At 72.5% G+C, this 26013-nt stretch carries 25 protein-coding genes and 1 pseudogene; 21 read left to right on the top strand and 5 right to left on the bottom strand.

Annotated features, from left to right (window positions below):
- The 3 genes and pseudogenes from AB0O82_RS35675 to AB0O82_RS35665 all read left to right on the top strand — a co-directional run.
- Nucleotides 1-277 (top strand): annotated as a pseudogene (locus AB0O82_RS35675) (NmrA family transcriptional regulator); the annotation flags it as partial.
- A gap of 181 nt (nucleotides 278-458) precedes the next feature.
- Nucleotides 459-1052 carry an anthrone oxygenase family protein gene (locus AB0O82_RS35670; RefSeq protein WP_063350756.1) on the top strand — a complete coding sequence of 198 codons (594 nt, stop codon included), beginning with the start codon at nucleotides 459-461 and terminating at the stop codon, nucleotides 1050-1052.
- Nucleotides 1053-1275: 223 nt separating this feature from the next.
- Nucleotides 1276-1980, top strand: coding sequence for a polysaccharide deacetylase family protein (locus tag AB0O82_RS35665; RefSeq protein ID WP_363588710.1), 705 nt, complete (start codon nucleotides 1276-1278; stop codon nucleotides 1978-1980).
- Nucleotides 1981-2095: 115 nt separating this feature from the next.
- On the opposite strand, the gene AB0O82_RS35660 is transcribed toward AB0O82_RS35665, so the two are convergent.
- Nucleotides 2096-2590, bottom strand: coding sequence for an anthrone oxygenase family protein (locus AB0O82_RS35660; protein ID WP_063350758.1), 495 nt, complete (start codon nucleotides 2588-2590; stop codon nucleotides 2096-2098).
- 164 nt (nucleotides 2591-2754) lie between these two features.
- Here AB0O82_RS35660 and AB0O82_RS35655 point away from each other — a divergent pair, with 164 nt between their 5' ends.
- The 4 genes from AB0O82_RS35655 to AB0O82_RS35640 all read left to right on the top strand — a co-directional run bounded on the left by AB0O82_RS35655 (nucleotide 2755) and on the right by AB0O82_RS35640 (nucleotide 7923).
- Nucleotides 2755-3762, top strand: coding sequence for an AraC family transcriptional regulator (locus AB0O82_RS35655; RefSeq protein WP_350886904.1), 1008 nt, complete (start codon nucleotides 2755-2757; stop codon nucleotides 3760-3762).
- 171 nt (nucleotides 3763-3933) lie between these two features.
- A complete protein-coding gene (locus AB0O82_RS35650) occupies nucleotides 3934-5094 on the top strand; it encodes a GDSL-type esterase/lipase family protein (protein WP_363588708.1) in 1161 nt (386 codons plus the stop codon).
- A gap of 102 nt (nucleotides 5095-5196) precedes the next feature.
- Nucleotides 5197-5793 carry a hypothetical protein gene (locus AB0O82_RS35645; protein ID WP_363588706.1) on the top strand — a complete coding sequence of 199 codons (597 nt, stop codon included), beginning with the start codon at nucleotides 5197-5199 and terminating at the stop codon, nucleotides 5791-5793.
- A gap of 156 nt (nucleotides 5794-5949) precedes the next feature.
- Nucleotides 5950-7923, top strand: coding sequence for a LamG-like jellyroll fold domain-containing protein (locus tag AB0O82_RS35640; protein WP_363588704.1), 1974 nt, complete (start codon nucleotides 5950-5952; stop codon nucleotides 7921-7923).
- A gap of 44 nt (nucleotides 7924-7967) precedes the next feature.
- Here the strand turns inward: AB0O82_RS35640 and AB0O82_RS35635 are convergent, their stop codons facing one another.
- Nucleotides 7968-9221 carry an SLC13 family permease gene (locus AB0O82_RS35635; protein ID WP_363588716.1) on the bottom strand — a complete coding sequence of 418 codons (1254 nt, stop codon included), beginning with the start codon at nucleotides 9219-9221 and terminating at the stop codon, nucleotides 7968-7970.
- Nucleotides 9222-9397: 176 nt separating this feature from the next.
- Here AB0O82_RS35635 and AB0O82_RS35630 point away from each other — a divergent pair, with 176 nt between their 5' ends.
- The 13 genes from AB0O82_RS35630 to hypE all read left to right on the top strand — a co-directional run bounded on the left by AB0O82_RS35630 (nucleotide 9398) and on the right by hypE (nucleotide 22538).
- The gene (locus AB0O82_RS35630) at nucleotides 9398-10453 is read left to right on the top strand and encodes a hydrogenase expression protein HypE (RefSeq protein WP_363588702.1); all 1056 of its coding nucleotides are present in this window, start codon (nucleotides 9398-9400) and stop codon (nucleotides 10451-10453) included.
- 89 nt (nucleotides 10454-10542) lie between these two features.
- Entirely contained in the window at nucleotides 10543-12327 is a 1785-nt protein-coding gene (locus AB0O82_RS35625; protein WP_363588701.1) for a nickel-dependent hydrogenase large subunit, read from the top strand.
- Nucleotides 12324-12785, top strand: coding sequence for a thioredoxin (locus tag AB0O82_RS35620; protein ID WP_363588699.1), 462 nt, complete (start codon nucleotides 12324-12326; stop codon nucleotides 12783-12785). Before AB0O82_RS35625 ends, AB0O82_RS35620 begins: the two co-directional genes overlap by 4 nt.
- Complete coding sequence (locus tag AB0O82_RS35615) at nucleotides 12782-13429, top strand: DUF5947 family protein (protein ID WP_363588697.1); 648 nt, start codon at nucleotides 12782-12784, stop codon at nucleotides 13427-13429. Before AB0O82_RS35620 ends, AB0O82_RS35615 begins: the two co-directional genes overlap by 4 nt.
- Nucleotides 13426-14178, top strand: a complete 753-nt coding sequence (locus AB0O82_RS35610; RefSeq protein ID WP_363588695.1) for a DUF6084 family protein — start codon at nucleotides 13426-13428, stop codon at nucleotides 14176-14178. Before AB0O82_RS35615 ends, AB0O82_RS35610 begins: the two co-directional genes overlap by 4 nt.
- Complete coding sequence (locus tag AB0O82_RS35605; protein WP_363588693.1) at nucleotides 14175-15545, top strand: hypothetical protein; 1371 nt, start codon at nucleotides 14175-14177, stop codon at nucleotides 15543-15545. Before AB0O82_RS35610 ends, AB0O82_RS35605 begins: the two co-directional genes overlap by 4 nt.
- Nucleotides 15542-16057, top strand: a complete 516-nt coding sequence (locus tag AB0O82_RS35600) for a hydrogenase maturation protease (protein ID WP_363588691.1) — start codon at nucleotides 15542-15544, stop codon at nucleotides 16055-16057. Before AB0O82_RS35605 ends, AB0O82_RS35600 begins: the two co-directional genes overlap by 4 nt.
- Nucleotides 16058-16381: 324 nt before the next feature.
- Nucleotides 16382-16762 (top strand): hydrogenase maturation nickel metallochaperone HypA, encoded by a 381-nt coding sequence (hypA, locus tag AB0O82_RS35595; RefSeq protein ID WP_363588689.1) that lies wholly within the window; start codon nucleotides 16382-16384, stop codon nucleotides 16760-16762.
- Nucleotides 16763-16767: 5 nt separating this feature from the next.
- Complete coding sequence (gene hypB / locus AB0O82_RS35590; protein ID WP_363588687.1) at nucleotides 16768-17604, top strand: hydrogenase nickel incorporation protein HypB; 837 nt, start codon at nucleotides 16768-16770, stop codon at nucleotides 17602-17604.
- The gene (hypF, locus tag AB0O82_RS35585; RefSeq protein WP_363588685.1) at nucleotides 17601-19934 is read left to right on the top strand and encodes a carbamoyltransferase HypF; all 2334 of its coding nucleotides are present in this window, start codon (nucleotides 17601-17603) and stop codon (nucleotides 19932-19934) included. The genes hypB and hypF overlap by 4 nt, the downstream gene beginning before the upstream one ends.
- 60 nt (nucleotides 19935-19994) lie before the next feature.
- Entirely contained in the window at nucleotides 19995-20321 is a 327-nt protein-coding gene (locus tag AB0O82_RS35580) for a HypC/HybG/HupF family hydrogenase formation chaperone (protein WP_363588714.1), read from the top strand.
- Nucleotides 20318-21442 carry a hydrogenase formation protein HypD gene (hypD, locus tag AB0O82_RS35575; protein ID WP_363588683.1) on the top strand — a complete coding sequence of 375 codons (1125 nt, stop codon included), beginning with the start codon at nucleotides 20318-20320 and terminating at the stop codon, nucleotides 21440-21442. The genes AB0O82_RS35580 and hypD overlap by 4 nt, the downstream gene beginning before the upstream one ends.
- A gap of 28 nt (nucleotides 21443-21470) precedes the next feature.
- The gene (gene hypE / locus AB0O82_RS35570; protein WP_363588712.1) at nucleotides 21471-22538 is read left to right on the top strand and encodes a hydrogenase expression/formation protein HypE; all 1068 of its coding nucleotides are present in this window, start codon (nucleotides 21471-21473) and stop codon (nucleotides 22536-22538) included.
- A 179-nt stretch (nucleotides 22539-22717) separates the two neighbouring features.
- Here hypE and AB0O82_RS35565 read toward each other — a convergent pair whose 3' ends face one another.
- Nucleotides 22718-22912: a hypothetical protein gene (locus AB0O82_RS35565; protein WP_363588681.1), complete on the bottom strand. Its 195-nt coding sequence runs from the start codon at nucleotides 22910-22912 to the stop codon at nucleotides 22718-22720.
- A gap of 190 nt (nucleotides 22913-23102) precedes the next feature.
- Complete coding sequence (locus AB0O82_RS35560; RefSeq protein WP_363588679.1) at nucleotides 23103-23606, bottom strand: GNAT family N-acetyltransferase; 504 nt, start codon at nucleotides 23604-23606, stop codon at nucleotides 23103-23105.
- 551 nt (nucleotides 23607-24157) lie between these two features.
- Between AB0O82_RS35560 and AB0O82_RS35555 the strand changes: the two genes are divergently transcribed.
- Nucleotides 24158-25402, top strand: a complete 1245-nt coding sequence (locus AB0O82_RS35555) for an MFS transporter (RefSeq protein ID WP_363588678.1) — start codon at nucleotides 24158-24160, stop codon at nucleotides 25400-25402.
- Nucleotides 25403-25479: 77 nt separating this feature from the next.
- Here AB0O82_RS35555 and AB0O82_RS35550 read toward each other — a convergent pair whose 3' ends face one another.
- Complete coding sequence (locus AB0O82_RS35550; protein ID WP_363588676.1) at nucleotides 25480-25851, bottom strand: hypothetical protein; 372 nt, start codon at nucleotides 25849-25851, stop codon at nucleotides 25480-25482.
- Nucleotides 25852-26013 lie beyond the last annotated feature (162 nt).

Below are 26013 nucleotides of genomic sequence, written 5' to 3'. Positions count from 1 at the left end.
GACGGGGCCGCGGTTGCTGTCGTTCGCGGAGGTGGCGGTGGAGTTGTCGCGGGCGACGGGTCGTGAGGTGCGGTTCGAGGCGGTGTCGGAGGCGGCGTACCGGGGGGTGTTGGAGGAGGCGGGTCTGCCGGGGGATTTCGCGGAGCTGTTCTCGGTGATCCTGGACGGTCGTAACGCTTCGTTGGGGGACGGGGTGCGGCGGGCGTTGGGGCGTGAGCCGCGGGACTTCGCCGACTTCGCCCGCGAGGCCGCCGCGTCCGGGGTCTGGGACGTGTGAGCCGCCCACCGCGCCGCACAACTCGCAGGCCAGTCAGTTTCGTTGATCGTCGGTGCCGGGCCTCGCCGACTTCCTGACCGTCCATCCGGGTCGAACCCGGGAGCGGTACGGAAGCCGGTGCCCGGGCACCGTGGTGGCCCCCGCGCTGGGCGGGGGCCGGGGAGAAATCGAAGGATTACCGATGCGCTCGAACCAGACCGCGACTCCAGCTTCCTACTCCGCTCCATCCTCCTTCGGCGGCCTCGCGCCGGGCGCCTCGGCGGCCCCCGCCGCACGGAGCAAGGCCGCCGGGCCCGTCCTGGCGGGCGCCACCATCGCGATGGGCCTGATGGCGGGCCTGTTCTTCGCCTTCGACGTGTCCGTGATGCCGGGCCTCGCGGCGGGCGACGACCGGACGTACGTGACGGCGATGCAGCACATCAACAAGTCGATCGAGAACGGCATGTTCGGCCTGGTCTTCGTCGGAGCCTTCGTGGCGACGGGCGTGGCGGCCTGGCTCCAGCACAAGGCCGGGCGGCGGCAGGCGGCGCTGTGGGCCGCCGGGGCGACGGTGCTCTACGTGGTGGCCCTGATGGTCACCATGGGCGTCAACATCCCGCTCAACAACCAGCTGGCGCAGGCCGGCGACCCGTCCCAGATCACCGACTTCGCGGGCGTGCGCGCCAAGTTCGAGGGCACCTGGGTGGCCACCAACATGCTCCGCACGCTGCTCTGCACGGGCGGCCTGGCGGCCCTGACCCGGGCGCTGGTCCTGCACGGCCGCGCCTCGCGCTGAACGGCCGGGCCCCGCAACGGGGTTGACGCCCCTGGTGGATCCCCACCGGGGGCGGTCACCGTGCCCGGCCCTGTGCCTGGCCCTGTGCCCGGCCCTGTTTCCGCGGCTGGTCAACCCGCCGGGCAGCTGGCCGAATTCACCCCCGGCCGGTCGCGGCGGCGGCGCCCTTCGGCGCAGACTGGTCGGTACAGGGCGGTTCCGGCACCAGGGGCAGGGGGCAGGCATGGCCGTACATTCCGGCAGGCGCAGGGCGGTTGGGCGGATTCGGACCGCGATCGGCGCACTCGCCGTCGCCCTGGTGGCGGGAGCGGCGGTCGCGGTGCCGGCCGCACCCGCCGAGGCGGCGGGCGCCAAGGCCGACAAGGGAGGAAAGGTCGTCTACCTCACCTTCGACGACGGCCCCAGCCCCACGTACACGCCGAGGATCCTCGGGATCCTCGCCCGCTACGGCGTGCGCGCGACGTTCTTCGAGATCGGGCAGAACGTCGCCGCCCATCCGGCGCTCACCGGGCAGGTCGCCCGGGCTGGCCACAGCGTGCAGAACCACTCCTGGTCGCACCCGGACCTGCGCCGGCTCTCGGCCTCCGCCGTCAACGCCCAGGTGGCGAACACGGACAAGGCGATCCGCGCCCAGACCGGCCGCACCCCGAGCTGCCTGCGCCCGCCCTACGGTGCGGTCGACGGCGCGGTGCGCTCGCGCGCGGCGGCGCTCGGCAAGCAGGTCGTGCTGTGGTCGGTGGACCCGACCGACTGGTCCCGGCCGGGAACGGCGGCCATCCAGTCCCGGGTGCTGAAGAACGTCCGCCCGGGTTCGGTGATCCTGCTGCACGACGGCGGCGGAGACCGCAGCCAGACCGCCGCCGCACTTCCGACGATCCTCTCCACCCTCAAGTCACGCGGGTACACCTTCGGGACCCTCTGCGGCTAGGCCCTGTCCGGGGCAAGATCCGCCGGACGGGCCATAGCCCCCGGATACGACTTCGAACTCCCACGAGGCACGCGGGAGTTCGAAGTCGTATCCGGGGGTCCGGCCGGGCGCGGGGTCAGGCCTGGCCGTGCAGGATCAGCGCCCAGGCGAGGCAGGCGACGGCGGCGGTGCAGAGCAGGGCGCGAAGCACGTTGAAGCGGACCCAGCGGGCTTCGAAGCGCCCCCGGACGGCGGCCGGGTCGGTGATGCGTCGGGGCTCGCCGCCGGCGGCGAGCTCGTCGTTGAGCGGGATGTTGACGGAGCGGGTGACGCCGATCGCGGCGATGTAGAGCACCAGGGCGGCCACGGTGGCGGGTAGCGCGTGGTGGCCGTCGGAGGGCAGGTGGAGGGCGACGGCGGCGCCGGTGGTGAGGAGGGCGCCGACGAAGCCGAGGACGAACCAGCCGTTCAGGATGGCCACGTTGATGCGCTGCATGACCTCGATGAAGGTGCGGTCCTCGACCCGCGCGAGCGCGGGCATGACCGAGCACGCGAAGGCGTAGAACAACCCGGCGGTCAGTCCACAGGTGACGGTGGCCGCCACCAGTGCGAGTGTGCGTGCCAGTTCCATCTTCGTAGCCCCTCACTGTCTCTGCGTATCTGCGTATCTGCGTATCGGTTTGTCCCCCGTGCGCCGATCATCCGGCATCCGGGCCGCTCGGGCCACCTCGATCACTCAAGACCCTCTCAAATGACGAACCGTCAAATGATGTCTTGCCGTCTACACTTGGGGCCATGGACACTCTGACGGGACTCCTCGACGGCCCCAAGGCCCGCGGTGCGTTCCTGCTGCGCTCGATCCTCACCCCGCCGTGGTCGCTGCGGATCGAGGACCGGGCCCCGCTGTCGGTGGTGACGATGGTTCGCGGCGAGGCCTGGATCCTGCCCGAGCGCGGCACGCCGCTGCTGCTGCACCCCGGCGACGTGGCGATCGTCCGGGGTCCGGAGCCGTACACGGTGGCGGACGACCCCGACACCCCCGTGGACGTGATCGTCGGCCCCGGGCAGGTCTGCACGCGCGGCGGTGTGGACGTCTCCGAGGTGATGTCGCTCGGCGTCCGGACCTGGGGGCAGGGCCGGGAGGGCGACCAGGCGTCCTCGGTGGTCCTGTCCGGCACCTACCAGGCCGAGCACGAGATCGGTCAGCGCCTGCTCGCCTGCCTGCCGGCCCTGCTGGTCCGCCCGGCCGGCACCGGCGCCGACGACACCCTGGTGCACCTGCTGGCCGCCGAGATAGGGCGCAACGAGCCCGGTCAGGAGCTGGTCCTGGACCGCATCCTGGACCTGCTGGTCGTCTCCGTGCTGCGCTCCTGGCTCGCCGCCCCCGACTCCGGCGCCCCGGCCTGGTACCGCGCCCAGCACGACGCCGTCGTCGGACCGGTGTTGCGGCTGATGCACGACGACCCGGCCACCGCCTGGACGGTCGCCGACCTCGCCCAGCGGGTCGGGGTGTCGCGGGCGGGCCTGGCCCGCCGCTTCACCGGCCTGGTCGGCGAACCGCCGATGGCCTACCTGGCGGGCTGGCGGCTGGCCGTCGCCGCCGACCTGCTGCGCGAACCCGAGTGCACCGTCGCCTTCGCGGCCCGCAAGGTCGGCTACAGCAACGCCTTCGCCCTCTCGGCGGCCTTCAAGCGCGTCCGCGGGGTCAGTCCGCAGGAGCACCGCCGCCTCGCCGCGACCGGCGCCCCGGCCCAGCAGGCCGGCTTCTCCGGTCCGGCGGAGACGGTCATCCTGGCGGGTTGACGCCGCGGCCGTGGCCGCCGCCGACAGCCAAGGCCTGGGGATCCAGGACCGGGAATCCAAGGCTGTAATCCCATTTGCCTAAACTCATTAGGTAATCCCATACTGGCTATAGTCGGATGGCAGAAAGCACATGGCGCGGGCAGGGCCCGCGCAGAACGCGATGGAACAGCGATGAACACCTCTTTCACCACCCCCGTCACCGAGGCCCTGCTGCACGGCCACCTCGACGTCGAGCACACCGAACGCGGCCTGCTGCCGCACCGCCTGCCCGCCCGGGCCCGCCGGCAGATCCCCGACGAACAGCTCGCGATCGCCGAGTCCCAGCCCACCGGCGTCCGGCTGGCCTTCCGCACCCGCGCCACCGCGATCGACCTGCACACCGTCCCGACCAAGCGGGCCTACGTGGGCGTGCCCACCCCGCCCGACGGGGTGTACGACCTCCTCGTCGACGGGCAGCTGACGGCGCAGACCACGGTGTCCGGCGGCAACCTGCGCACCATCGACCTGGGCGCCGGCCGCGTCGAGCTGACCCAGGGCCCGCCCGGCACCGCCCGGTTCACCGGTCTGCCCGCACGGGACAAGACCGTCGAGATCTGGCTCCCGCACACCGAGACCACCGAACTCCTCGCCCTCGACACCGACGCCCCCGTCACCCCGGTCCCGGACGGCACCCGCCGTCGCTGGCTGCACCACGGCAGCTCGATCAGCCACGGCTCCAACGCCACCCACCCGACCGGCACCTGGCCCGCCCTGGCGGCGGCCGCGGGCGGCGTCGACCTGGTCAACCTCGGCTTCGGCGGCAGCGCGCTGCTCGACCCGTTCACCGCCCGCGCCATCCGCGACACCCCCGCCGACCTGATCAGCCTGAAGATCGGCATCAACCTCGTCAACGCCGACGTGATGCGCCTGCGCGCCTTCGTCCCGGCGGTGCACGGCTTCCTCGACACCGTCCGCGAAGGACACCCGGCCACGCCGCTGCTCGTCGTCTCCCCGATCCTCTGCCCGATCCAGGAGGACACCCCGGGGCCCCTCGCCGTCGACTTCAGCACCGGGGCACTGCGCTTCCGGGCCACCGGCGACCCGGCCGAGACCGCGGCGGGCCGCCTCACCCTCACCGTCATCCGGACCGAACTCGCCCGCATCGTCGCCGCCCGCGCCGCCGACGGCGACCTCAACCTGCACTACCTGGACGGCCGTTCGCTCTACGGCCGGACCGACCACGACGACCACCCGCTCCCCGACGACCTGCACCCGGACCAGGCCGGCCACCACCGCATCGCCGAGCACTTCACCCGCCTCGCCTTCGGAGACACCGGCCCGTTCGCTGACTGACCCGCCCGCCGCCGCCCTCGTGCGCGACAATCATCCGGTGATCGGGGGGCAACGGGCCGAGGGTCAACGACCGAGGGTCAACGACCGAGGGGGAGAAGGCAGATGAGGCACACCTGGAGCAGGACAGCCACCGGCCTGGCGGCGGCCGTGACGGCGCTGGCGCTCGCCGGCTGCGGATCGACGAGCGCACCGAGCAACGCATCACACACCGAATCCCGCGAGCCCGGCCAGGCCGGGGCCGAGGCCCTGGCCCGCCACGACCGGCTCTTCCCCCAGGTCGCGGCGACATGCGCGGGCGTCGCCGCCACACCGCCGTCCGCCCCGGCCGCCGCCCCCACGGGCGACGGCGGTACCTGGGCCGACAAGTACGCGGAGAACCACGCCTACAAACAGACCGTCAGGCTCCTCGCCGACGCCCAGTGCCGCGGCGAGGCCCACGCGGCACGGATCGCGGACGCCCTGCGGCCCGCCGGCACGCCGGCCGTCCTCGACGAAGCCGGCCTCCGCGCGGCGCTCCAACGCCTCGGCTACCCCGCCGAGCTGGTCAACGTCCGCACCTCCACCGGCGCCCCCGGATTCGACCTCCAAATCCCCGAAGCCGTCTTGTGCGTCAGCGGCCTGCTGACCTCCCCGCCCGACATCCACCCGCACGGCATGTACCTGGACGGCGGCTGCACCGAACCCAAGGGCGGCCACTGACCCGGCCACTGACCCAGCAGCAGAAGCCGGACGGGGAACAGGCCCGCGGGGGACGTTCCCCGGGCGTTCACCGTGCGGAGGCCGGCCGTCCGATCGGCGGTCCGCGTCGTGCCCCTAACGTCGCGATCACCGTGCACGGCCCGAGGAGCTGCCCCGATGAACCACCATCAGAACGACCTTCCCCACGACGACCACGGGTCGAGCTGCCCGCGGACCGTCGGGTTCGACTCCGACGCGCCGGCGGCGGCCGGACGCCGCGCCTTCCTGCGCGCGACGGGGCTGGTAGGCGCCGGGCTGGCGGTCCTCGGGGCGGGCTCCACGGCGACGGCGTCGGCGGACGAGCCCGCCGACGCGACGGCCGACGCCTTCGGCGCGCCCGCCGCCGCGGACGACGGCCGGGGCGCCTGGGATCCGGACCCGGACGGCCCCCGCTTCTCGCTGGCGGTGATGCCCGACACCCAGTACCTCTTCGACGACGACCGGATCCACCCCGCCCCGCTGGAGGCCTCGCTGCGCCACGTGCTGGACGGCAGCGACGAGAACTTCGTCTTCCTCGCGCACCTGGGCGACGTCACCCAGAACGGCAAGGCCGAGGAGTTCGCCGCCGCGGGCAAGGCCTTCACCCTCCTCGACCGCCACGGCGCGGCCTACAGCGTCCTGGCCGGAAACCACGACGTCGGCTCGGGCAGCGACGACCAGCGGGGCCGGACGGCGTACCTGGACACCTTCAACCCGGCCCGGTTCGCCCGCTCGGCGACCTTCAAGGGCGCGAGCCCGGACGGCTACAACACCTACCACCTGTTCCGGGGAGCCGGCCGGGACTGGATGGTGCTCTCGCTGGACTGGCGGCTGTCCGACCGCGGCTTCGCCTGGGCGAACTCGGTGATCGCCCAGCACCCGACCGTGCCGGTCATCCTCACCACCCACGACCTCGCCTACGCCGACGACGGCGGCGCCGCCCAGCTGTCCGACCACGGGCACGCGCTCTGGGACAGGCTGATCAGCGGCAACGACCAGATCTTCCTCACCCTGAACGGCCACTACTGGCCGCCCGGCAGCACCACGCTGACCAACAAGGCCGGCCACGACGTCCACGTCCACATCACCAACTACCAGAACCGGTACTACGGCGGCGCGGCGATGATCCGCGCCTACCGCTTCGACCTGGACCGCAACACCATCGACGTGCGGACGTACTCGCCCTGGATCCAGCAGTTGGCCGCCGAGAAGGTCAACCGCCTCGCCAGCCAGGAGATCGAGCTGACCGGCCCGGTGGACAGCTTCTCGGTGCAGGTGGACTTCGCGCGGCGGTTCGCCGGCTTCGCCCCGGTCCCGGCCCGCCCGGCCCGCCCCGCGCGTCAGCTGACGATCCCGGGCACGGTCGCCTACTGGCGCTTTGACGGCGGCCGGCCGGCCGGCAGCGCCGTCGCCGACTCCCAGGTCGTCAAGGACCTGAGCGGTCACGGCAACGACCTCGTCAAGCAGACCGCCCCGGGCAGCCCGGCCGGGACGCTCACCTGGTCCACCGAGTCGCACCCCGACCAGCCCGGCCGCGGCAGCCTCTACTTCGATGGCCGGGGCAAGCCGGTCCAGGGCGCGTACCTGCAGACCGTCGCCAAGGCCCCGATGAACGCCGACACCTTCCAGCAGGGCTACACCTTCGAGGCGTTCTTCAAGCTGCCGGCCGACTGGGACGCCGGCCGCAACGCCTGGACGGCGCTGCTCAGCCGCTGGGGCACGAGTGGGGAGGCGGGGAAGACCGGCCCCGACACCGACCCGCAGGAGCCGGTCGCCACGCTCAGCCTGTCCGGCGGGCGGGAGCTGCAGTGGTGCGTCTACCCGACCAACCTGAGCGGCCCCGTCACCAACTGGGGCCACGAACTCCCGCTCGGCGCGTGGTGGCACGTCGCGGTCGTCAACAACAAGCGGCTCACCCGGATGTACGTGAACGGCTGCGAGGTCGTCCGCAACCCCTCGACACCGTCCGAGGGCCTCAGCACCCTCGGCCACCCCTGGCTGCTCGGCGGCTACGAGTACGGCGGCGCGCTCAGCCAGGTCTTCCACGGCTGGATCGGCGACGTCCGCGTGGTCAACCGCCCCCTGCCGGTCCGGGACTTCATGATCTCCTGACACCCCCGCGCCCCGGGGCGCCCGCCCCACGGGCGCCCCGCCCGTCAGCCTCCCAGGGCCCGCAGCGACACCCACAGCGCCAGGACGGACAGCACCAGCGCCGACGGGACGGTGAGCAGGCCGAGGCGGGTGAACTCGCCCAGTCGGACGGTGCTCCCGTGCTGATGGACGATCTTGCGCCACAGCAGGGTGGCCAGGGAGCCGGCGTAGGTGAGGTTGGGGCCGATGTTCACGCCGAGCAGCATCGCCAGCACCGTACCCGGGCCGGAGGCCGCCGTCAGCGGCAGGAGGACCAGGACGGCGGGCAGGTTGTTGATCACGTTCGCGAGGACGGCGGCCAGCACGGCGACCGCGAGTAGGGATGGCAGGCCGGTGCCGGCGGGGACCACGTGGCCGAGCGCGGTGGCGAGGCCGTTGTCGACGACGGCGCGGACGACGATCGCGAGGGCGACGACGAAGGCGAGGAACGGAACGTTCGCGGCCCGGACGACCGCCGTCGGCGTGATGCGGCGCCGGGCGAGCGCCCGGCCGGCCAGCACGAGGGCCCCCGCTGCGGCCGCCCACGCCGGATTGACGCCCAGTGCGGAGGTGAGGACGAACCCGCCGAGCGTGCAGGCCACCACGACGAGCGCGAACAGCGGCAGCTCGGGGGCCGCCTCGTCCGGTGGCGGCGGGGCCCCGCTGTCCAGGTCGGCGGCGAAGAACCGGCGGAAGACCGCGTACTCGGCGCCGATCGCCACCAGCCACGGCAGGGCCATCAGCGCGGCGAACCGGGTGAAGCTCAGGCCGCTGGCCGCGAACGCCAGCAGGTTGGTCAGGTTGGACACCGGAAGCAGCAGCGACGCGGTGTTCGACAGGTGTGCGCAGGCGTAGACGTGCGGCTTCGGCCGGGCTCCGAGCCGGGTGGCGGTCGCGAACACCACCGGGGTCAGCAGCACCACCGTCGCGTCCAGGCTCAGCACCGCGGTGATCACCGAGGACAGGGCGAACACCTGCACCAGCAGCCGTTTGGGCCGCGCGGCGGTCCGGGCCATCCACGCCCCGCAGGCGTGGAACAGCCCCTCCTCGTCGCACAGCTGCGCCAGTACCAGCACCGCCGCCAGGAACCCGACCACCGGCCCCAGCCGTTCGGCCTCCTCCAACGCGTGCGCGGGCGATATCGCTCCGGTGGCGACCAGCAGGGCGGCGGCGGGCACCGCGACGGCGGCCTCGGGCCAGCCCCACGGCCGGACGACGGCACAGGCCAGCACGGCGAGCAGCAGTACCAGTGCCAGGCCCTCCGCGAGCGGGGTGTTCAGTGCGGGCTCCCTTCGAGACCAGCCGAGTCCGGCTGACGGCCACCCGGACGGGTGCACCGGCGCGCGTCCCTTCGAGCGACCTGCCCGGCTCTCTGGACCGGCGGCCGGACTGAACTGCTGCTATGAATTTTTTGAGCCTATCTGTTCGGCTCCCGTTTTTTTGAGGAGGCATCCTCATGGGTGCGGTTGCAACAACTTCAGCCGATGCCGCCGTGGTGCACATTCTCTGGATCAATGCGGGTCTGAGCTGCGACGGGGACTCGGTCTCCCTGACCGCGGCGATGCAGCCCAGCATCGAGGAGATCGTCACCGGCGCGCTCCCCGGCCTGCCGGAGGTCGCCGTCCACTGGCCGCTGATCGACTTCGAGTGCGGTCCGGTCCAGGGCGCGGACAACTTCGTGGAGTGGTTCTTCAAGGCGGACCGCGGCGAGCTCGACCCCTTCGTCCTGGTCGTCGAGGGTTCCATCCCGAACGAGACGATCAAGGAGGAGGGCTACTGGTGCGGTTTCGGCGACAACCCGGACACCGGCCAGCCGATCACCACCAGTGAGTGGCTGGACCGCCTCACCCCCAAGGCCACCGCGGTGGTCGCCATCGGGACCTGCGCCACCTACGGCGGCATCCACGCGATGGCCGGCAACCCGACCGGTGCCATGGGCGTGCCCGACTACCTGGGCTGGGACTGGAAGTCCAAGGCGGGCCTGCCGATCGTCTGCGTGCCGGGCTGCCCGATCCAGCCCGACAACTTCGCCGAGACGCTGACCTACCTGCTGTACCAGCTGGCCGGTTCCGCGCCGATGATCCCGTTGGACGACAAGCTGCGTCCGGCCTGGCTGTTCGGCGCGACCGTGCACGAGGGCTGCGACCGCGGCGGGTACTACGAACAGGGCCAGTTCGCCACCGACTACGGCACGCCCGAGTGCCTGGTGCGCCTCGGCTGCTGGGGCCCGGTCGTCAAGTGCAACGTCGCCAAACGCGGCTGGATCAACGGCATCGGCGGCTGCCCCAACGTCGGCGGCATCTGCATCGCCTGCACCATGCCGGGCTTCCCCGACAAGTTCATGCCGTTCATGGACCCGCCTCCCGGCTCCCGGGTCTCGACGGGTGCCAGCTCGGCGTACGGGGCGGTGATCCGCCGCCTGCGCACGATCACGGGCCGGACGGTCGACAGGGAGCCCAAGTGGCGGCACACGGGGCGCCGCCTGACCACCGGTTACCGCCCGCCGTGGTGACCCCTTTCCCCCTTCGGCCCGCCCGCCCCGCCCGGGGCGGGCGGGCCGTTGCAGAGCCTCCTCCCGCTGACAGAAGGGCATGACAGACGATGGCACCGACGACCAGGACGGCCGGCGACGGCAGCGGTCTGGTGGAGATGTCCTGGGACCCGATCACCCGGATCGTGGGCAGCCTGGGCATCCACACGAAGATCGACTTCAAGCAGAAGAAGGTCGCGGAGTGCTACAGCACCTCCTCGGTCTTCCGCGGCTACAGCGTCTTCATGCGCGGCAAGGACCCGCGCGACGCGCACTTCATCACCAGCCGGATCTGCGGCATCTGCGGCGACAACCACGCCACCTGTTCGGTCTACGCGCAGAACATGGCCTACGGGGTCAAGCCCCCGCACCTCGGCGAGTGGATCATCAACCTCGGCGAGGCCGCCGAGTACATGTTCGACCACAACATCTTCCAGGAGAACCTGGTCGGGGTCGACTACTGCGAGAAGATGGTCCGCGAGACCAACCCCGGCGTCCTGGAACTGGCCGAACGCACCGAGGCACCGCACGCCGGCGACCACGGGTACCGCACCATCGCCGACATCATGCGCTCACTGAACCCCATCGAGGGCGAGTTCTACCGCGAGGCGCTCCAGGTCAGCCGCTACACCCGGGAGATGTTCTGCCTGATGGAGGGCCGCCACGTGCACCCCTCCACCCTCTACCCCGGCGGCGTCGGCACGGTGGCCACCGTCCAGCTGTTCACCGACTACCTGACCCGGCTGATGCGCTACGTGGAGTTCATGAAGAAGGTCGTGCCGCTGCACGACGACCTCTTCGACTTCTTCTACGAGGCCCTGCCCGGCTACGAGGAGGTCGGCCGGCGCCGCGTCATGCTCGGCTGCTGGGGCAGCCTCAACGACCCGGACCACTGCGACTTCACCTACCGCAACATGACGGACTGGGGCCGGCGGATGTTCGTCACCCCGGGCATCGTGGTGGACGGCAAGCTCGTCACCAACGACCTCACCGAGATCAACCTCGGCATCCGCATCCTGCTCGGCAGTTCCTACTACCAGGACTGGGAGGGCAAGGAGCTCTTCGTCACCCACGACCCGCTGGGCAACCCCGTCGACCCCCGCCACCCCTGGAACCAGCACACCATCCCGGCCCCGCAGAAACGCGACTTCGACGACAAGTACAGCTGGGTGATGTCCCCCCGCTGGTTCGACGGCAAGGACTACCTCGCCCTCGACACCGGCGGCGGTCCGATCGCCCGCCTGTGGTCCACCGCGCTGTCCGGACTGGTCGACATCGGCTACATCAAGGCCACCGGACACAGCGTGCAGATCAACCTGCCGCGCTCCATGACCAAGCCGGAGACCACCTTCGAGTGGAAGATCCCGCAGTGGAGCAACGCCATCGAACGCAACCGCGCCCGCACCTACTTCCAGGCCTACGCGGCCGCCGCGGCCCTGCACTTCGCCGAGAAGGCGCTCGACGAGGTCCGGGCCGGGCGCAGCCAGACCTGGGAGCGCTTCGAGGTGCCGGACGAGTCGATCGGCTGCGGTTTCACCGAGGCCGTACGCGGCGTGCTGTCCCACCACATGGTGATCCGGGACGGCAAGATCGCCAACTACCACCCCTACCCGCCGACCCCGTGGAACGCCAGCGTCCGCGACAGCTTCGGCACCCCCGGCCCCTACGAGGACGCCGTCCAGAACACCCCGATCTTCGAGGAGAACCCCCCGGAGACCTTCAAGGGCATCGACATCATGCGCGCCGTGCGCAGCTTCGACCCCTGCCTGCCCTGCGGCGTCCACATGTACCTGGGTGACGGGAAGACGGTGCAGACCATGCACGTGCCCACCGGGCTGAGCGGACTCACCGCATGACCCCGGAACAGGCGGGGGCCCGCATCCAGGAGGCCCTGGACCAACTGGCCGGCGCCGACGCGCAGGAGGCCGGCGAGCACCTCGTCCGCGAACTGATGGCCCTCTACGGCGACGCCCTGGCCCGCCTCGTCCAGGCCCTGCCGCCCGCCGCGCTGGCCCGGCTGCTGGACGAACCGTCGCTGGCCGGGCTGCTCGTCCTGCACGACCTGCACCCCGAGGACGTCACCGCCCGCATCACCCGCGCACTCGCCACCCTGCCCGAACCGGTCGACCTGGCCGCCTTCGACCCCGCCACCGGCACCGCCCGGCTGCGCCGCACCCGCAGCGGCTGCGGGTGCGGCGAACAGGACATCGAGAACGCCCTGGCCTGCCACGCCCCCGAGGTCACCGCGGTCGAGCTCGAACGCCCCGCGGAACTGCTGCAGATCGGCGCTCGGCCCCCGGCGGACCCGCGATGACCTTCCGCCAGCTCGACCGGCCCGGCACCGCGCTGCTGCGCCGGCTGCGGGAGCCCGCACCCCCGCAGCCGCAACGCTGCGAGTTCTGCGGCCGGCACCTGCCCGCCGAGCACCGCCACCTGGCGGACACCGACCAGCAGGCGCTCACCTGCGCCTGCACCGCCTGCGCCCTGCTGTTCCAGCAGCCCGGCGCGGCCGACGGCCGCTACCGCGCCGTCCCCGACCGCTACCTGACCGACCCGGCCCACCCCCTCGGCGAGGACGCCTGGGCAGCCCTCGGCATCCCGGTCGCCACCGCGTTCCTGCTGCGCACCACGCGTCTGCAGCGGTCCGTCCTGCTCTACCCCGGCCCGGGTGGCGCGACCGAGGCCGAACCCGACGAGGCCGCCTGGCAGGCCGCGCTCGGCGGCAGCCGCCTCCACGCCGCGCTGCGGCCGGACGTCGAGGCGCTACTGCTGCGGCGCGACACCGATGGCATCCAGTGCTACCTGGTGCCGGTCGACGTCTGCTACGAACTCGTCGGCCGGCTGCGGCGCTGCTGGAAGGGCTTCGACGGCGGGGCCGAGGCGCGCGCCGAACAGGCCGCCTTCTTCGACCGCCTGGCCGCCCGGTCCCGCGTCCTCCCCGAAGGCGGCGCCCGGTGACCTCGATCTCCTTCGCCTGCACCGGAGTGCGGGCCGATCCCTACGCCGCCGGGCCCGCCCTCGTCTTCCGGCTGCGCATCACCGCCCCCGCCGACGTGCGGGTGCACGCGCTGGCGCTGCGCTGCCAACTGCGGATCGAACCGGCCCGCCGCCGCTACGGCGACGCCGAGGGCGGGCGGCTGACCGACCTGTTCGGCGAGCGCTCACGCTGGGCCGGCACCCTCCACCCGGTCCAGTTCGCCCAGGTCCCGCTGCTGGTCGGCGCGTTCACCGGCGAAACCGAGACCGACCTGGTGGTGCCCTGCACCTACGACATGGACGTCTCCGCCGCCCGCTACCTCGCCGCACTGGACGACGGGGACGTGCCGCTGTTGCTGCTCTTCTCGGGTACCGCCTTCGCCGGCCCCGGCGGCTTCCAGGTCACCCCGGTGGCCTGGGACCAGGAAGCCGTCGTGCGGATGCCGGTCAAGGTCTGGCGGGAGGCGATCGACGCGCACTTCCCGGGCTGCGGCTGGCTCCGGCTGCCCGCCGACCTGATGGCCGAACTGCTCGCCTACCGCTCCCGGCACGCCCTGCCGTCCTGGGAGGCCACCGTGCGCGAGCTGCTCGGCACGGCCCCGACCACGAAGCCGACCCAGACCACAGCGACGACCCAGACCACAGCGCCGACCCGGACCACAGCGACGACCCAGGCCGCGAAGCCACCCCAGGCCGTCAAGGCGGCCCAGACCGCGAAGGGGGAGCGGTGACCGCGCCCGCCCACGAGAGCGAGAACAGGTTCGCCCACGCCCGGCAGATCGCCGACGCCGTCCTGTTCGAGGGCTACGTGCTCTACCCCTACCGGGCGTCAGCGGCCAAGAACCGGCTGCGCTGGCAGTTCGGCGTCCTGACCCCGCCGCGCTACGGCGCCGACAGCGGCGAGCACTCCCACCAGCGCACCGAGTGCGTGATGGAAGCGCGCCAGGGCGACCAGCTGGCCGTCGAGCTGCGGTTCCTGCGCCTCCAACGGCGGACGGTCCAAGAGGCCGGCAGACAGGGCGGATTCCGGACCGTCGATGAGCTGGAGCTCGCCGACCGGGTGCTCGTCCCCTGGGACGAAGGGGTCGAGGAGCGGATCGAACTCCTCATCCCGGTCGAGGAATTGGCGGCCGGTGAAGCCGTCCGCGGCTTCGAACTCGACGCGTCCGAGGACGAGGAGCCGCTCGTCGAGGACGGTGCGCTGGCCGGGCGGCTCCTGCGCCGCCGCGAACGGGTCCAGGGCCGACTGCGGATCACCGCCCAGGACGTACCCGGCCCCTACCGGGCGCAGCGGCTGACCGTCCTGGTGGAGAACACCTCCGACTGGGACCCGGTGCCCGGCACCCGACGCGAGGCCGCACTGGCGCACGCCCTCGTCTCGGCCCACCTGCTGCTCGGCCTCGACCGCGGCTCCTTCCTCTCGGCGACCGACCCGCCCGAGTGGGCGGGCGAGGCGGTGCGCGCCTGCCGCAACGAGCACACCTGGCCCGTGCTGGCGGGCCCGCCCGGCAGCGGCAAGGTGCTGCTCTCCTCGCCGATCATCCTGGATGACCACCCGCACATCGCCCCCGAGAGCCCCGGCGCGCTCTACGACGCCACCGAGATCGACGAGATCCTCGCGCTGCGCACCGCGGCCCTGACCGAGCGGGAGAAGCGCGAGGCCCGGGGCACCGACGACCGGGCCGGCGCAGTGATCGACCTCGCCGACTCGATGCCCCCCGAGATCCTGGAGCGGCTGCACGGCGCCGTCCGGGGGCTGCGCGAACTCACCCACCCCGAAGCCGGGGCGGACCGGCCCTGGTGGGACCCGGGCAACGACCCGCAGACCAACCCCGAACGGGACCAGGTGATGATCGACGGCCGCCCGGTCGCCGCCGGCAGCCGGGTGCGGCTCCGGCCCGGGCGCCGCCGCACCGACGCCCAGGACGTGTTCCTGCACGGGCGCACCGCGCTGGTGGAGGCGGTGCTGCACGACGTCGACGGTTCGGTGCACCTGGCCGTCACCGTGGACGACGACCCGGGTGCCGACCTGTGGCGGGCGCAGGGCCGCTTCCGGTACTTCCAGCCGGACGAGGTCACCCCGGTGGAAGGGCCGTGAGCGCCGACCGGACCGGGCGGGTCCTGGTCGCCGGGGTCGGCAACATCTTCCTCGGCGACGACGGCTTCGGGGTCGAGACCGTCCGGCGCCTCGCCGCCCGGGAGCTGCCCGCCGGCGTCGAGCTCCTCGACGTCGGCGTGCGCGGCGTGCACCTGGCCTACCAACTCCTCGACGGCTACCGGACGCTGGTGCTCGTCGACGCCACCGCACGCGGCGGCGAGCCGGGGACGGTGTACCTGATCGAAGCGGACGCCGGACCGGTGGAATCGATGGTCCTGGACGGCCACCGGATGGGCCCGGACGCCGTGCTCGCCCTGCTCGCGACCCTGGCCGCCGGAACGGGCGGCACCGCGCCCGGGCGGGTCCTGGTGGTCGGCTGCGAACCCGCCTCACTGGAGGAGGGAATCGGACTGAGCACCCCGGTGGCCGCCGCCGTCGACGAGGCGGTCGCCGTGATCCTGCGCGTCCTCACCACGGACGCACACACCCACAGAGAGGCGGCACCATGCTGAAGAACCTCGCCGTCGCGGCTGCCGCGGCCGTCCTGGCCGCAGCCGCGGCGCTGATCTGGCAGAGCCTTCCCGACCTGAGGCGCTACCTGCGGATCCGGCGGATGTAGGAGCGGATGCGGTAGCGGAGCAGTACGCGCGGGGACCACCACCGGCGTGCTGCGAACAGGTAGTCACGGATACGGCGGCGGCGCGGCTTCGAGCCGTTCCCGCCGCCGCACCCTGTAATGGGGCCTGTTGCTCACGGGGCCTGTTGCTCACGGGGCCCGGACACCGGGCCCGCGCCCCCACGGAGCCGGGCGCCTCCAACCGCGGGAAACGAGACAGATGCACGAGATGTCGATCGCGACGGCCGTCGTCGACCAGGTGGACCGGGCCGCCCGCGCACACGGGGAGAGCGCCGTGGCCAGAGTCCGGCTGCAGATCGGCGAACTGGCCGGAGTCGTTCCGTCGGCACTCGACTTCTGCTTCGAACTGGCCTGCGCCGGAACGCTGTTGGAAGGTGCGGTGCTGGAGACCGAGGCCGTCGCCGCACGGGCGAAGTGCACGCCCTGCGGGGTCGAGTGGAGCGTCGGCATGCCGCCCGACCTGGGCTGCCCGCGCTGCGCCGGCGCCAGGGTCGAACTGCTGGCCGGGCGTGAGCTGCAGATCCTCGGCGTCGAGTGGTCCGAGCCCCCGACGGGCGCCCGGACCGATCAAGGAGGCTGAAACCGATGTGTCGCACCGTTGATCTCCGGCAGGCGGTTCTCGCCCGCAACGACGACGACGCCCGGCGGCTGCGGGCGGAACTGGCCGCTCGGGGCACCGTCGTGGTGAACCTGCTGTCCAGCCCGGGCAGCGGCAAGACGGCGCTCCTGGAGGCCGAACTCGGCCTGGCCCGGGAGCGCGAGGTGCCCGTCGCGGCCCTCACCGCCGACCTCGCGACCGAGAACGACGCGCGCCGGCTGGCCCGTTCGGGCGCGCCGGTGAAGCAGGTCCTCACCGACGGCCTGTGCCACCTGGAGACGGCGATGCTGCGTGGGCACCTGGCCGGCTGGCTGCCGCCGGACACCCGGCTGCTGTTCGTCGAGAACGTCGGCAACCTGGTCTGCCCCGCCTCCTACGACCTCGGCGAATCGCTGCGGGTCGTCCTCGCCTCGGTCACCGAGGGAGAGGACAAACCGCTCAAGTACCCGACCGCCTTCGGACTGGCCAACCTGGTGCTGGTCACCAAGGCGGACCTCGCGGTCGCGGCACAGTTCGACGAAGCGGCCTTCCTCGCGAGCGTCGCGCGGGTCAACCCGGGGGTGGAGGTGGTCTTCACCTCGGCCCGCACCGGGCAGGGCGCCGGGGCGCTGCTGGACCGGGCGCTCGCGGTGCTGGCCGGAGCGCAGGTCCACCGGCCGGTGATGGCCGGCGCGCAGGTCCACCGGCCGGTGATGGCCGGCGCGCACGACCACGACCTCGGCAACCACCACGACCACGACCTCGGCAACCACCACGACCACGACCACGGCAACGACCACGCGGGGGCCCACGACCACCCGCACCCGGCCGTGGACCTGCCGTGACCACGGATCAGCAGCCGCCCCTGCTCCAGCGCCGCCGGGTCGCCGTGCGCGGACTCGTCCAGGGCGTCGGCTTCCGACCGTTCGTCTTCACCCTCGCCACCGAACTTGGGCTGTCCGGCAGCGTCACCAACACCGGCGAGGGCGTGCTCGCCGAGATCGAGGGCACCGGCGAGGCGGTGACCGCGTTCTGCCGGCGCATCGCCAGCGACGCGCCCCCGCTCGCCGACGTCGCCTCGGTGGACCACCAGCCGCTGGCCGTCACCGGCACACCGGGCTTCGTCATCACCCCCTCCCGCGCCGACGGACCGCACCGCACCCAGATCCCCCCGGACACCGCCACCTGCGCCGACTGCCTCGCCGAACTGGCCGACCCCGCCGACCGCCGCTACCGGCACCCGTTCATCAGCTGCACCAACTGCGGGCCCCGCCACACCATCGTCACCGCCCTGCCGTACGACCGGGCCAACACCACGATGGCGGCCTTCGCGATGTGCCCCGACTGCGCCCGCGAGTACGCCGACCCGGCCGACCGGCGCTTCCACGCCCAGCCCGTCGCCTGCCACACCTGCGGCCCGACCCTCACCCTGTCCGTCCCCGGGCTCCCCGTGCTCGACGGCGAGCAGGCGCTCACCGAGGCCCGGCGCCTGATCACCTGCGGAGCGGTCCTGGCCGTCAAGGGCATCGGCGGCTACCACCTGGCCTGCGACGCCACCGACGCGGACACCGTCGCCCTGCTGCGCAGGCGCAAGCGGCGCGGTGACAAACCCTTCGCCCTGATGGCCCGCGACCTCGAACAGCTCAGGGCCCTGGCGGCATCCGGGGCGGTGGAACTGGGGCCCGTCGAGGAAGACCTGCTCACCGGCCCGGTGCGGCCGATCGTACTGCTGCGCCGGGGGCAACACCGGCTCGCGGAACTGGAAGCAGCCGCTCCGCGCAGCCCCGACCTCGGCGTGCTGCTGCCGTACACCCCGCTGCACCACCTCCTGCTCGCCCCTCCCGGCCCCGGACTGCTGGTCATGACCAGCGCCAACCTGTCCGGCGAGCCCATCGTGACGGACGACCGGGAGGCCCTCGCCCGCCTCGCCCCGCTGGTCGACGGCTGGCTCACCCACGACCGCCCCATCCACGTGCCCTGCGAGGACTCCGTGGTGCGGGTGGTGGACGGGCAGCCGCTGCCGGTACGGCGCTCGCGCGGCTACGTGCCGCTCCCGGTGCCCCTGCCGGTGCCGGTGCGGCCCGCGCTGGCCGCGGGCGGCGACCTCAAGAACACCTTCGCGCTGGCCCGGGACGGCTACGCCTGGCTGTCCGGCCACCTCGGCGACATGGACGACCTCGCCACCCTCCGGGCCTTCGACCGCGCGGTGGACCACCTCGGCGCCGTCACCGGCGTGCAGCCCGAAGTGCTCGTCGTCGACCGCCACCCCGGCTACCGCTCTGCCCGGCACGTGCGCAGGTCGGCCCGGGGCCGTGAGGTGCGGGACGTCCAGCACCATCACGCGCACATCGCCTCGGTGATGGCCGAGCACGGCCTCGACGGCAGTCGGCCCGTGATCGGGATCGCCTTCGACGGCACCGGCTACGGAGAGGACGGCGCGGTGTGGGGCGGAGAGGCGCTGCTGGCCGACTACCGGGGCTTTCGGCGTCTCGCCCGGCTCGACTACGTTCCGCTGCCGGGGGGCGACGCGGCCGTGGTGCGTCCGTACCGGATGGCGCTGGCCCATCTGCGGGCGGCAGGACTCCCGTGGGCGGCCGGCCTGCCGCCGGTGCGTTCCTGCCCTGCTGAAGAACTCCGACTGCTATCCCAGCAGTTGGACCGATCGGTGAACTGCGTGCCGACCTCCAGCATGGGCCGGCTGTTCGATGCGGTGTCCTCGCTGGCCGGGGTCTGCCAGCAAGCCGGGTACGAGGCGCAGGCGGCGATCGAGCTGGAGGCGGCTGCCCTCGCGCACGGGCCGGTGGCCGGCCCGGGGGAGGCCTACGCATTCCAACTCGCCGACGAGGGCGGGGTGGTGACCGCCCGATCGGGGCCGGTGCTGGCCGCGGTGGTGGCGGACCTGGCGTCAGGGGCGCCACCCGGACTGATCGCCGCCCGGTTCCACGCGGCGGTGGCCGCGCTGGTACGGGCGGTGTGCGCCGAGATCGGGCGGCGGCACGGCACCCAGACGGTCGCGCTGAGTGGCGGCGTCTTCGCCAACGCGCTGCTGTCCTCGGCGTGCGCGCGGGGCCTGGCGGAGGACGGGTTCACCGTGCTGCGGCACCGCCGGGTGCCGCCCAACGACGCGGGGCTCGCGCTCGGCCAGTTGATGGTGGCGGCGCGGGCCGACGGCTGAGTGGCCGCCCGCACGAAGTTCGGCAGGTTCGGAGGAACCGGAGAGAGGAGGGAGACCGCGATGTGCCTGGCGGTACCCGGAAGAGTGTTGGAGATCGCGGAACGCGACGGGACCAGGATGGCGGTCGTCGACTTCGGCGGGGTCGTCAAGGATGTGTGCCTGGAGTACCTGCCGGACCTGAAGGTGGGCGAGTACGCCATCGTCCACGTCGGGTTCGCCCTGCAGCGGCTGGATGAGGAATCGGCTCGCCGGACCTTGCAGCTGTTCGAGGAACTCGGCCTGCTCCAGGAGGAGTTCGGCGACCCCTGGGAGGCCGCGGAGACTGCGGAGGCTGCCGCGGCCTCGGCAGCCTCGGCGGCCTCGGCGAAGCGGGAGGAGGAACGGTGAGATACCTGGAGGAGTTCCAGAACCCCGAGCTGGCCGGCGGCCTGCTCGCCGACATCAGGGCGACGGTCACCCGACCGTGGGCGCTGATGGAGGTGTGCGGCGGTCAGACACACAGCATCATCCGACACGGGATCGACCAACTACTTCCTCCCGAAGTCGAGTTGATCCACGGCCCGGGCTGCCCGGTGTGCGTCACCCCGCTGGAGGTGATCGACAAGGCGCTGGAGATCGCGGCCCGGCCCGAGGTGATCTTCTGCTCCTTCGGCGACATGCTGCGCGTGCCCGGCACCGGCCGTGACCTCTTCCGGGTACGCGGCGAGGGTGGCGACGTCCGAGTGGTGTACTCCCCGCTGGACGCGCTGCGGATCGCCGAGGAGAACCCGCACCGGGAGGTCGTCTTCTTCGGCATCGGCTTCGAGACCACCGCACCACCCAACGCCATGGCGGTGCACCAGGCCAGGAAGCGGGGCATCGGCAACTTCAGCATGCTGGTCTCGCACGTACGGGTGCCACCCGCCATCGAGGCCATCATGAACTCGCCGCAGTGCCGGGTCCAGGGCTTCCTCGCCGCCGGACACGTGTGCAGCGTGATGGGGACCGACGAATACCCTGCGCTCGCCGATCGCCACCGGGTGCCGATCGTCGTCACCGGCTTCGAACCGCTGGACATCCTGGAGGGAATCCGGCGCACCGTACGGCAGTTGGAGAACGGCGAGCACACCGTCGACAACGCCTACGCGCGGGCCGTACGCCCGGAGGGCAACCCGGCGGCCCGGGCCATGCTGGAGGACGTCTTCGAAGTGACGGACCGGGCCTGGCGCGGCATCGGCGTCATCCCGGACAGTGGCTGGCGGCTCTCCCCGCGCTACCGCGACCACGACGCCGAGCACCGCTTCGACGTCGCGCGGATCACCACCGTCGAACCCGCGCAGTGCCGCAGCGGGGAAGTCCTCCAGGGGCTGCTCAAGCCGCACCAGTGCGAGGCCTTCGGCACCGTCTGCACCCCGCGCACCCCGCTCGGCGCCACCATGGTCTCCAGCGAGGGCGCCTGCGCCGCCTACTACCTCTACCGGCGGCTCGACGCGCCGGGCATCGCCCGGGAGGCGAGCCCCGTTGGCTGAGACCCAGACCCAGACCCAGGCCCAGACCCTGACCGGCGCCGGCGGCGCCCCGGACATCCTCGGGTGGAGCTGCCCGCTGCCGCTACGCGATCACCCCCGGGTGGTGATGGGGCACGGCGGAGGCGGGGTGCTGTCGGCCGAACTGGTGGCGAACCTGTTCGCCCCGGCCTTCGGCGGGCCGGTGCTCGCCGGGCTCGCGGACTCGGCGGTCGTCGAGCTCGGCGGTGCCCGGCTCGCCTTCTCCACCGATTCCTACGTCGTGCGGCCGCTCTTCTTCCCCGGCGGCAGCATCGGCGACCTCGCGGTCAACGGAACCGTCAACGACCTGGCCATGAGCGGGGCCCAGGCGGCCTATCTGTCCTGCGGCTTCATCCTGGAGGAGGGCGTGGAGACGGCCGTGGTCGCGCACGTCGCCCAGGCGCTGGGCGCCGCCGCCCGGGCCGCCGGGGTGGAGGTGGTCACCGGCGACACCAAGGTCGTCGAGGCCGGGCACGGTGACGGCGTGTACCTGAACACCGCCGGCATCGGGCTCGTCCCGGCCGGAGTCGACATCCGGCCGCAGCGCGCCGCCCCCGGTGACGTGGTGATCGTCAGCGGTGAGATCGGCCTGCACGGCGTGGCCATCATGAGCGTGCGCGAGGGCCTGGAATTCGGTGTCGAGATCGAGAGCGACTGCGCAGCCCTCGGCGGACTGGTGGCCGCGATGCTGGCCGTCACACCCGACCTGCACGTGCTGCGCGACCCCACCCGGGGCGGCCTCGCGGCGGCGCTCGGTGAGATCGCCGAGGCCGCCCGGGTGGGCGTCGTGGTGAACGAGCGGGCCGTCCCCGTGCCCGCGCAGGTCGCCAACGCCTGTGCGATCCTCGGTCTCGACCCGTTCTACGTCGCCAACGAGGGCAAGCTGGTCGCCTTCGTTCCGCGCGAGCACGCCGACGCCGTCCTCGCCGCGATGCGGGCGCACCCGCTGGGCGCGGGCTCGGCAGTGATCGGCGAGTGCGTGGTGGACCACCCCGGCATGGTCGTCTGCCGCACCCCCTTCGGTGGCACCCGCGTCATCGACCTGCCGATGGGGGAGCAACTCCCGCGGATCTGCTGAGGGTTCCGCCCGCCTCGCGCGGGTGGGGGAACAGGATCGGGGCTCGTACCGGCTTCACCGGTACGAGCCCCGATCCTTGTCCAGGGCGTGCGATCAGCCCGGGGGCACCAGTGCCGCACGGCCCGACGGAGCCGGAATCCTGCCGGTCCCGGGTGTGCCCGGAACCGGCAGGGCGGCGGTCAGCGGCGGGTCCGGCGGAGCGTCAGCAGCAGGCCGCCCGCAGCGCAGTTCGGGCCGAACGCCTGCTCCGGCGGGGGAGGCGCGGAGACCGCCGGCGCGGCAGCGTCGCTGCCCACACCGGTGCAGCCCGCGAGCGGCACGAAGGCCGGCGCGACGGCTGCGGTCAAGACGGGGCAGGTCGTGCGACGACGCATGCGAAGTCCTCCTCAAGGGGGCGAACCGGCCTATCCGGGCTTAATGCGCTCAGATAGCGACACGGGAACGGGATGATCCCCGGGACTGACCTCACCTGACCACCCGTCACCGAATCGGCGCCGGGATCCGGCGGACCGGCCCGCCCGGGCGACGGGCGAGCCGAACGGGCTGTCCTCGCCCGGATCCCCGTCAGGGGGTGAGTCGGAACTCCTCCAACTCCATGCCGTACCAGCGGGTGGTGCGGCCCAGCGCGGTCATGCCGAGCCGGTGGCAGACGGCCAGCGACGGCCGGTTGTCCGGCCGGACCACCGAGTGGATCTCGGCCAGGCCGTCCGCGAATCCCTTGGCCACGGCGCCCTGCGCGGCCTCGGTGGCGTAGCCCTGCCCCCAGCTGTCCGGATGGAGGTGCCAGCCGACCTCGACCTCTCCGTCGCCGTCCGGGATCGGGGCGAGCAGGACGGAGCCGGCGACCACGCCGGTGTCCTTCCGTTCCGCCGCCCAGATGCCGAAGCGCGGGTCGGCCGAGCGGGAGCGGAAACGTTCGATCGTCGCCTCGGCGTCAGTGAGGTTCTCCAGGGTGCGGGGATCGCGGCCCAGCCACTGCGTCACCTCCCAGCGGGAGTAGATGTCGAGTGCCCGTTCGCGGTCCTCGGGCTGCCACTGGCGTATCGTCAGGCGATTGGTCGTGAACATGGACGTGATTCTGCTCCGACTGACCTGCGGGTGCCAGGCGCAGGCGCTTTCGTCATCGACCGCGCGGCCTCCCCCGCAGGGCTTCCACCTCGCAGCTTCCATCGCTCCGACCTGACGGGCTCCCGTGCGCAGGGCGACTTTGGGCCAAGATTGCCTGTTCATGCGATCGGCACATGTTGTGCACACCTCCTCCCCGCAGGGTGTGGCCGTTCCAGGAACCGGTCAAGGACGGGATCTGGACCTGTTCGGGCTCGCCGATCGTCCCCGGGTACGTCATCACCGACCACATCCAGACCGGCTGCAACGGCATCGGCTCCTGGCGGCACCGCGCACTCGTCGTGCCGGTGCCTCCGGCACGCTCCCACCAGGGCAACTGGTCGAAGCCGTCGCCGTCGACCCGCACAGCGTCGAGATCCACGCCGCCCATCGTGTCCGCACAACGGATGGTTGTGCCTTCCCGGCGGATCGGTTGTTTGATCCCGCCATTCGCCATCCGCTTTGATGCCGGTGGTCATCGGGTGGTTGTTCGGATCGGCGAAAGGCGTACGGGCATGAACGGGCGGCGGGCACTGGGGCGACGGTTCGGATGGCTGTGGGCGGCGTTCGCGGTCAGCTCCTACGGCTCGGGGCTCGGATTCGGCGCGTTCCCCCTCCTCGCTATCCTCGTGCTGCACTCCGGACCGACCCAGGTGGCGCTGCTGTCCGCCGCGGGGCGGGCAGTGGGGGCCCTGGTCGCCGTGCCGCTCGGTCCGTGGATGGAGTTCCGGCGCAAACGGCCGGTCATGATGGCGATGGACCTGACCCGGTTCGCGGTGCTGTTGAGCGTCCCCGCCGCGTTCGCGCTCGGCCGGCTCAGCTTCGCCCAACTCCTAGTCGTCTCCGTCGTCACCGCCGCGGCCGACATCGCCTTCAAGGCCGCCGGCGGCGCGTACCTCAAGACGCTCGTGCCAGCCCAGGACCTGCTCGTCGCGAACAGTCGGTTCGAATCGACGACGTGGACCGCCACCACCGTCGGGCCACCGCTCGGCGGGGCCGCCATCGGACTGTTCGGCCCGGTGGTGACCGTGGTCGCCGACGCCCTCAGCTACCTGCTCTCGGCCCTCGGCATCCGCGCCATCGGCGGCACCGAACCGCACCCCGCGCCGACCGGCGCACCACGGCTGCGCGCCGGAGACCTGCTCGAAGGGTGGCGCCACATCCTCGCCCACCCCACACTGCGCCCGCTGTTCCTCAACACGATCGTGGTCAACGGCCTGATCATGGCCGCCGAACCGCTGATGGCCGTACTCCTCCTCGGCCGCCTCGGCTACGCACCCTGGCAGTACGGCCTCGTGTTCGCCTCCCCCTGCGTCGGCGGCCTGCTCGGCTCACGCCTCGCCCGCCCGCTCGCGACGCGCTTCGGACAGCACCGGACGCTGCTCACCGCCGGAGTGCTGCGCGCGTGCTGGCCCATCGGGCTGGCGTTCGTCCAGCCCGGCGCCCCCGGGATCGTCCTCATCGTCACCGTCCAGCTCGGGCTGGTCACCTGCTGCGGCCTGTTCAATCCGCTGCTGGCCACCCACCGGCTCGAACAGATCGACCCCGACAAGCTCGCCCGCACCCTCGCCGCATGGTCGATCAGCAGCAGCGCCGCCATCGCGGCCCTCACCGCCCTCTGGGGCCTGCTGGCCGCCACCACCAGCCCCCGCACCGCGATCGCCGCCGCCGGAATCCTCCTCCTCGCCACCCCGCTGCTGCTCCCGCGTCGCGAGAGGACGCCCCGGAAGGCAGGGGAACAGGCCGCGAGCCTGACCTGAGACGCGGGAGGACCTGGCACACGGGAGCTCGGACAGCTGCCGGCCAGATATCTCAGATGTCCTGGATATCTCGAATGTCAGTACGGCCCACGCCGGTCGTCGAGCTGGACCTCCAACTGCGGCCAGGTCGCGGCCAGGTGTGTGAGGTCGTCCGGCGTCGGGCCGGTGAGTGTCGGGCCGGTGAGCGTTGGGGTGGTGAGCGGGCCGACTGGTGCGCTCGGCTTGAAGTGGACCAGTGTCCCGGTCGTGCCGTCCACCTCGATGGGCTCCAGGCCGGTGACGGGGATGCCGAGTTCGTAGCGCTGGGTCCAGGCTCCGTTGAGACGGCGGTTGGTGTGGACGAGCCAGTCGCTGAGCGCTGCGACGACGGACATGCCGCGCCGGGGATGACCGTCGGGCAGCACTTCGGCCTGCGGGGAGTCGAAGAACCGAAGGTCCTTCGTCGCCATGACCGGCTTCTTCACGCTCCGGCCCCGCTCGTCCACCCGGGTGTCGGTGCCCCGCCCGTCGTCCCTGAGAGGGTGTTCGATAGGGGATTCCCCCCAACTGTCCGGCTTTGGTTCTTGCGGCACGGACTCGTTTTCAGGATCTCGTGGCGGCCGGGTCCGTGT

This window comes from Kitasatospora sp. NPDC088264, from assembly GCF_040685715.1.
Lineage (GTDB): Bacteria > Actinomycetota > Actinomycetes > Streptomycetales > Streptomycetaceae > Kitasatospora.
The sequence above is the reverse complement of the archived record's forward strand: the minus strand, read 5'-3'. Positions and strand labels throughout refer to the sequence as shown.

Coding starts and splice junctions, on each gene's coding strand:
- AB0O82_RS35660 (WP_063350758.1), bottom strand. CDS start 2,590: ATGGAACTGGCACGCACACTCGCACTGGTGGCGGCCACCGTCACCTGT.
- AB0O82_RS35640 (WP_363588704.1), top strand. CDS start 5,950: ATGAACCACCATCAGAACGACCTTCCCCACGACGACCACGGGTCGAGC.
- AB0O82_RS35665 (WP_363588710.1), top strand. CDS start 1,276: ATGGCCGTACATTCCGGCAGGCGCAGGGCGGTTGGGCGGATTCGGACC.
- AB0O82_RS35620 (WP_363588699.1), top strand. CDS start 12,324: ATGACCCCGGAACAGGCGGGGGCCCGCATCCAGGAGGCCCTGGACCAA.
- AB0O82_RS35555 (WP_363588678.1), top strand. CDS start 24,158: ATGAACGGGCGGCGGGCACTGGGGCGACGGTTCGGATGGCTGTGGGCG.
- hypA (WP_363588689.1), top strand. CDS start 16,382: ATGCACGAGATGTCGATCGCGACGGCCGTCGTCGACCAGGTGGACCGG.
- AB0O82_RS35670 (WP_063350756.1), top strand. CDS start 459: ATGCGCTCGAACCAGACCGCGACTCCAGCTTCCTACTCCGCTCCATCC.
- AB0O82_RS35615 (WP_363588697.1), top strand. CDS start 12,782: ATGACCTTCCGCCAGCTCGACCGGCCCGGCACCGCGCTGCTGCGCCGG.
- AB0O82_RS35550 (WP_363588676.1), bottom strand. CDS start 25,851: ATGGCGACGAAGGACCTTCGGTTCTTCGACTCCCCGCAGGCCGAAGTG.
- AB0O82_RS35655 (WP_350886904.1), top strand. CDS start 2,755: ATGGACACTCTGACGGGACTCCTCGACGGCCCCAAGGCCCGCGGTGCG.
- AB0O82_RS35560 (WP_363588679.1), bottom strand. CDS start 23,606: ATGTTCACGACCAATCGCCTGACGATACGCCAGTGGCAGCCCGAGGAC.
- AB0O82_RS35650 (WP_363588708.1), top strand. CDS start 3,934: ATGAACACCTCTTTCACCACCCCCGTCACCGAGGCCCTGCTGCACGGC.
- AB0O82_RS35625 (WP_363588701.1), top strand. CDS start 10,543: ATGGCACCGACGACCAGGACGGCCGGCGACGGCAGCGGTCTGGTGGAG.
- AB0O82_RS35565 (WP_363588681.1), bottom strand. CDS start 22,912: ATGCGTCGTCGCACGACCTGCCCCGTCTTGACCGCAGCCGTCGCGCCG.
- hypB (WP_363588687.1), top strand. CDS start 16,768: ATGTGTCGCACCGTTGATCTCCGGCAGGCGGTTCTCGCCCGCAACGAC.
- AB0O82_RS35645 (WP_363588706.1), top strand. CDS start 5,197: ATGAGGCACACCTGGAGCAGGACAGCCACCGGCCTGGCGGCGGCCGTG.
- AB0O82_RS35580 (WP_363588714.1), top strand. CDS start 19,995: ATGTGCCTGGCGGTACCCGGAAGAGTGTTGGAGATCGCGGAACGCGAC.
- AB0O82_RS35630 (WP_363588702.1), top strand. CDS start 9,398: ATGGGTGCGGTTGCAACAACTTCAGCCGATGCCGCCGTGGTGCACATT.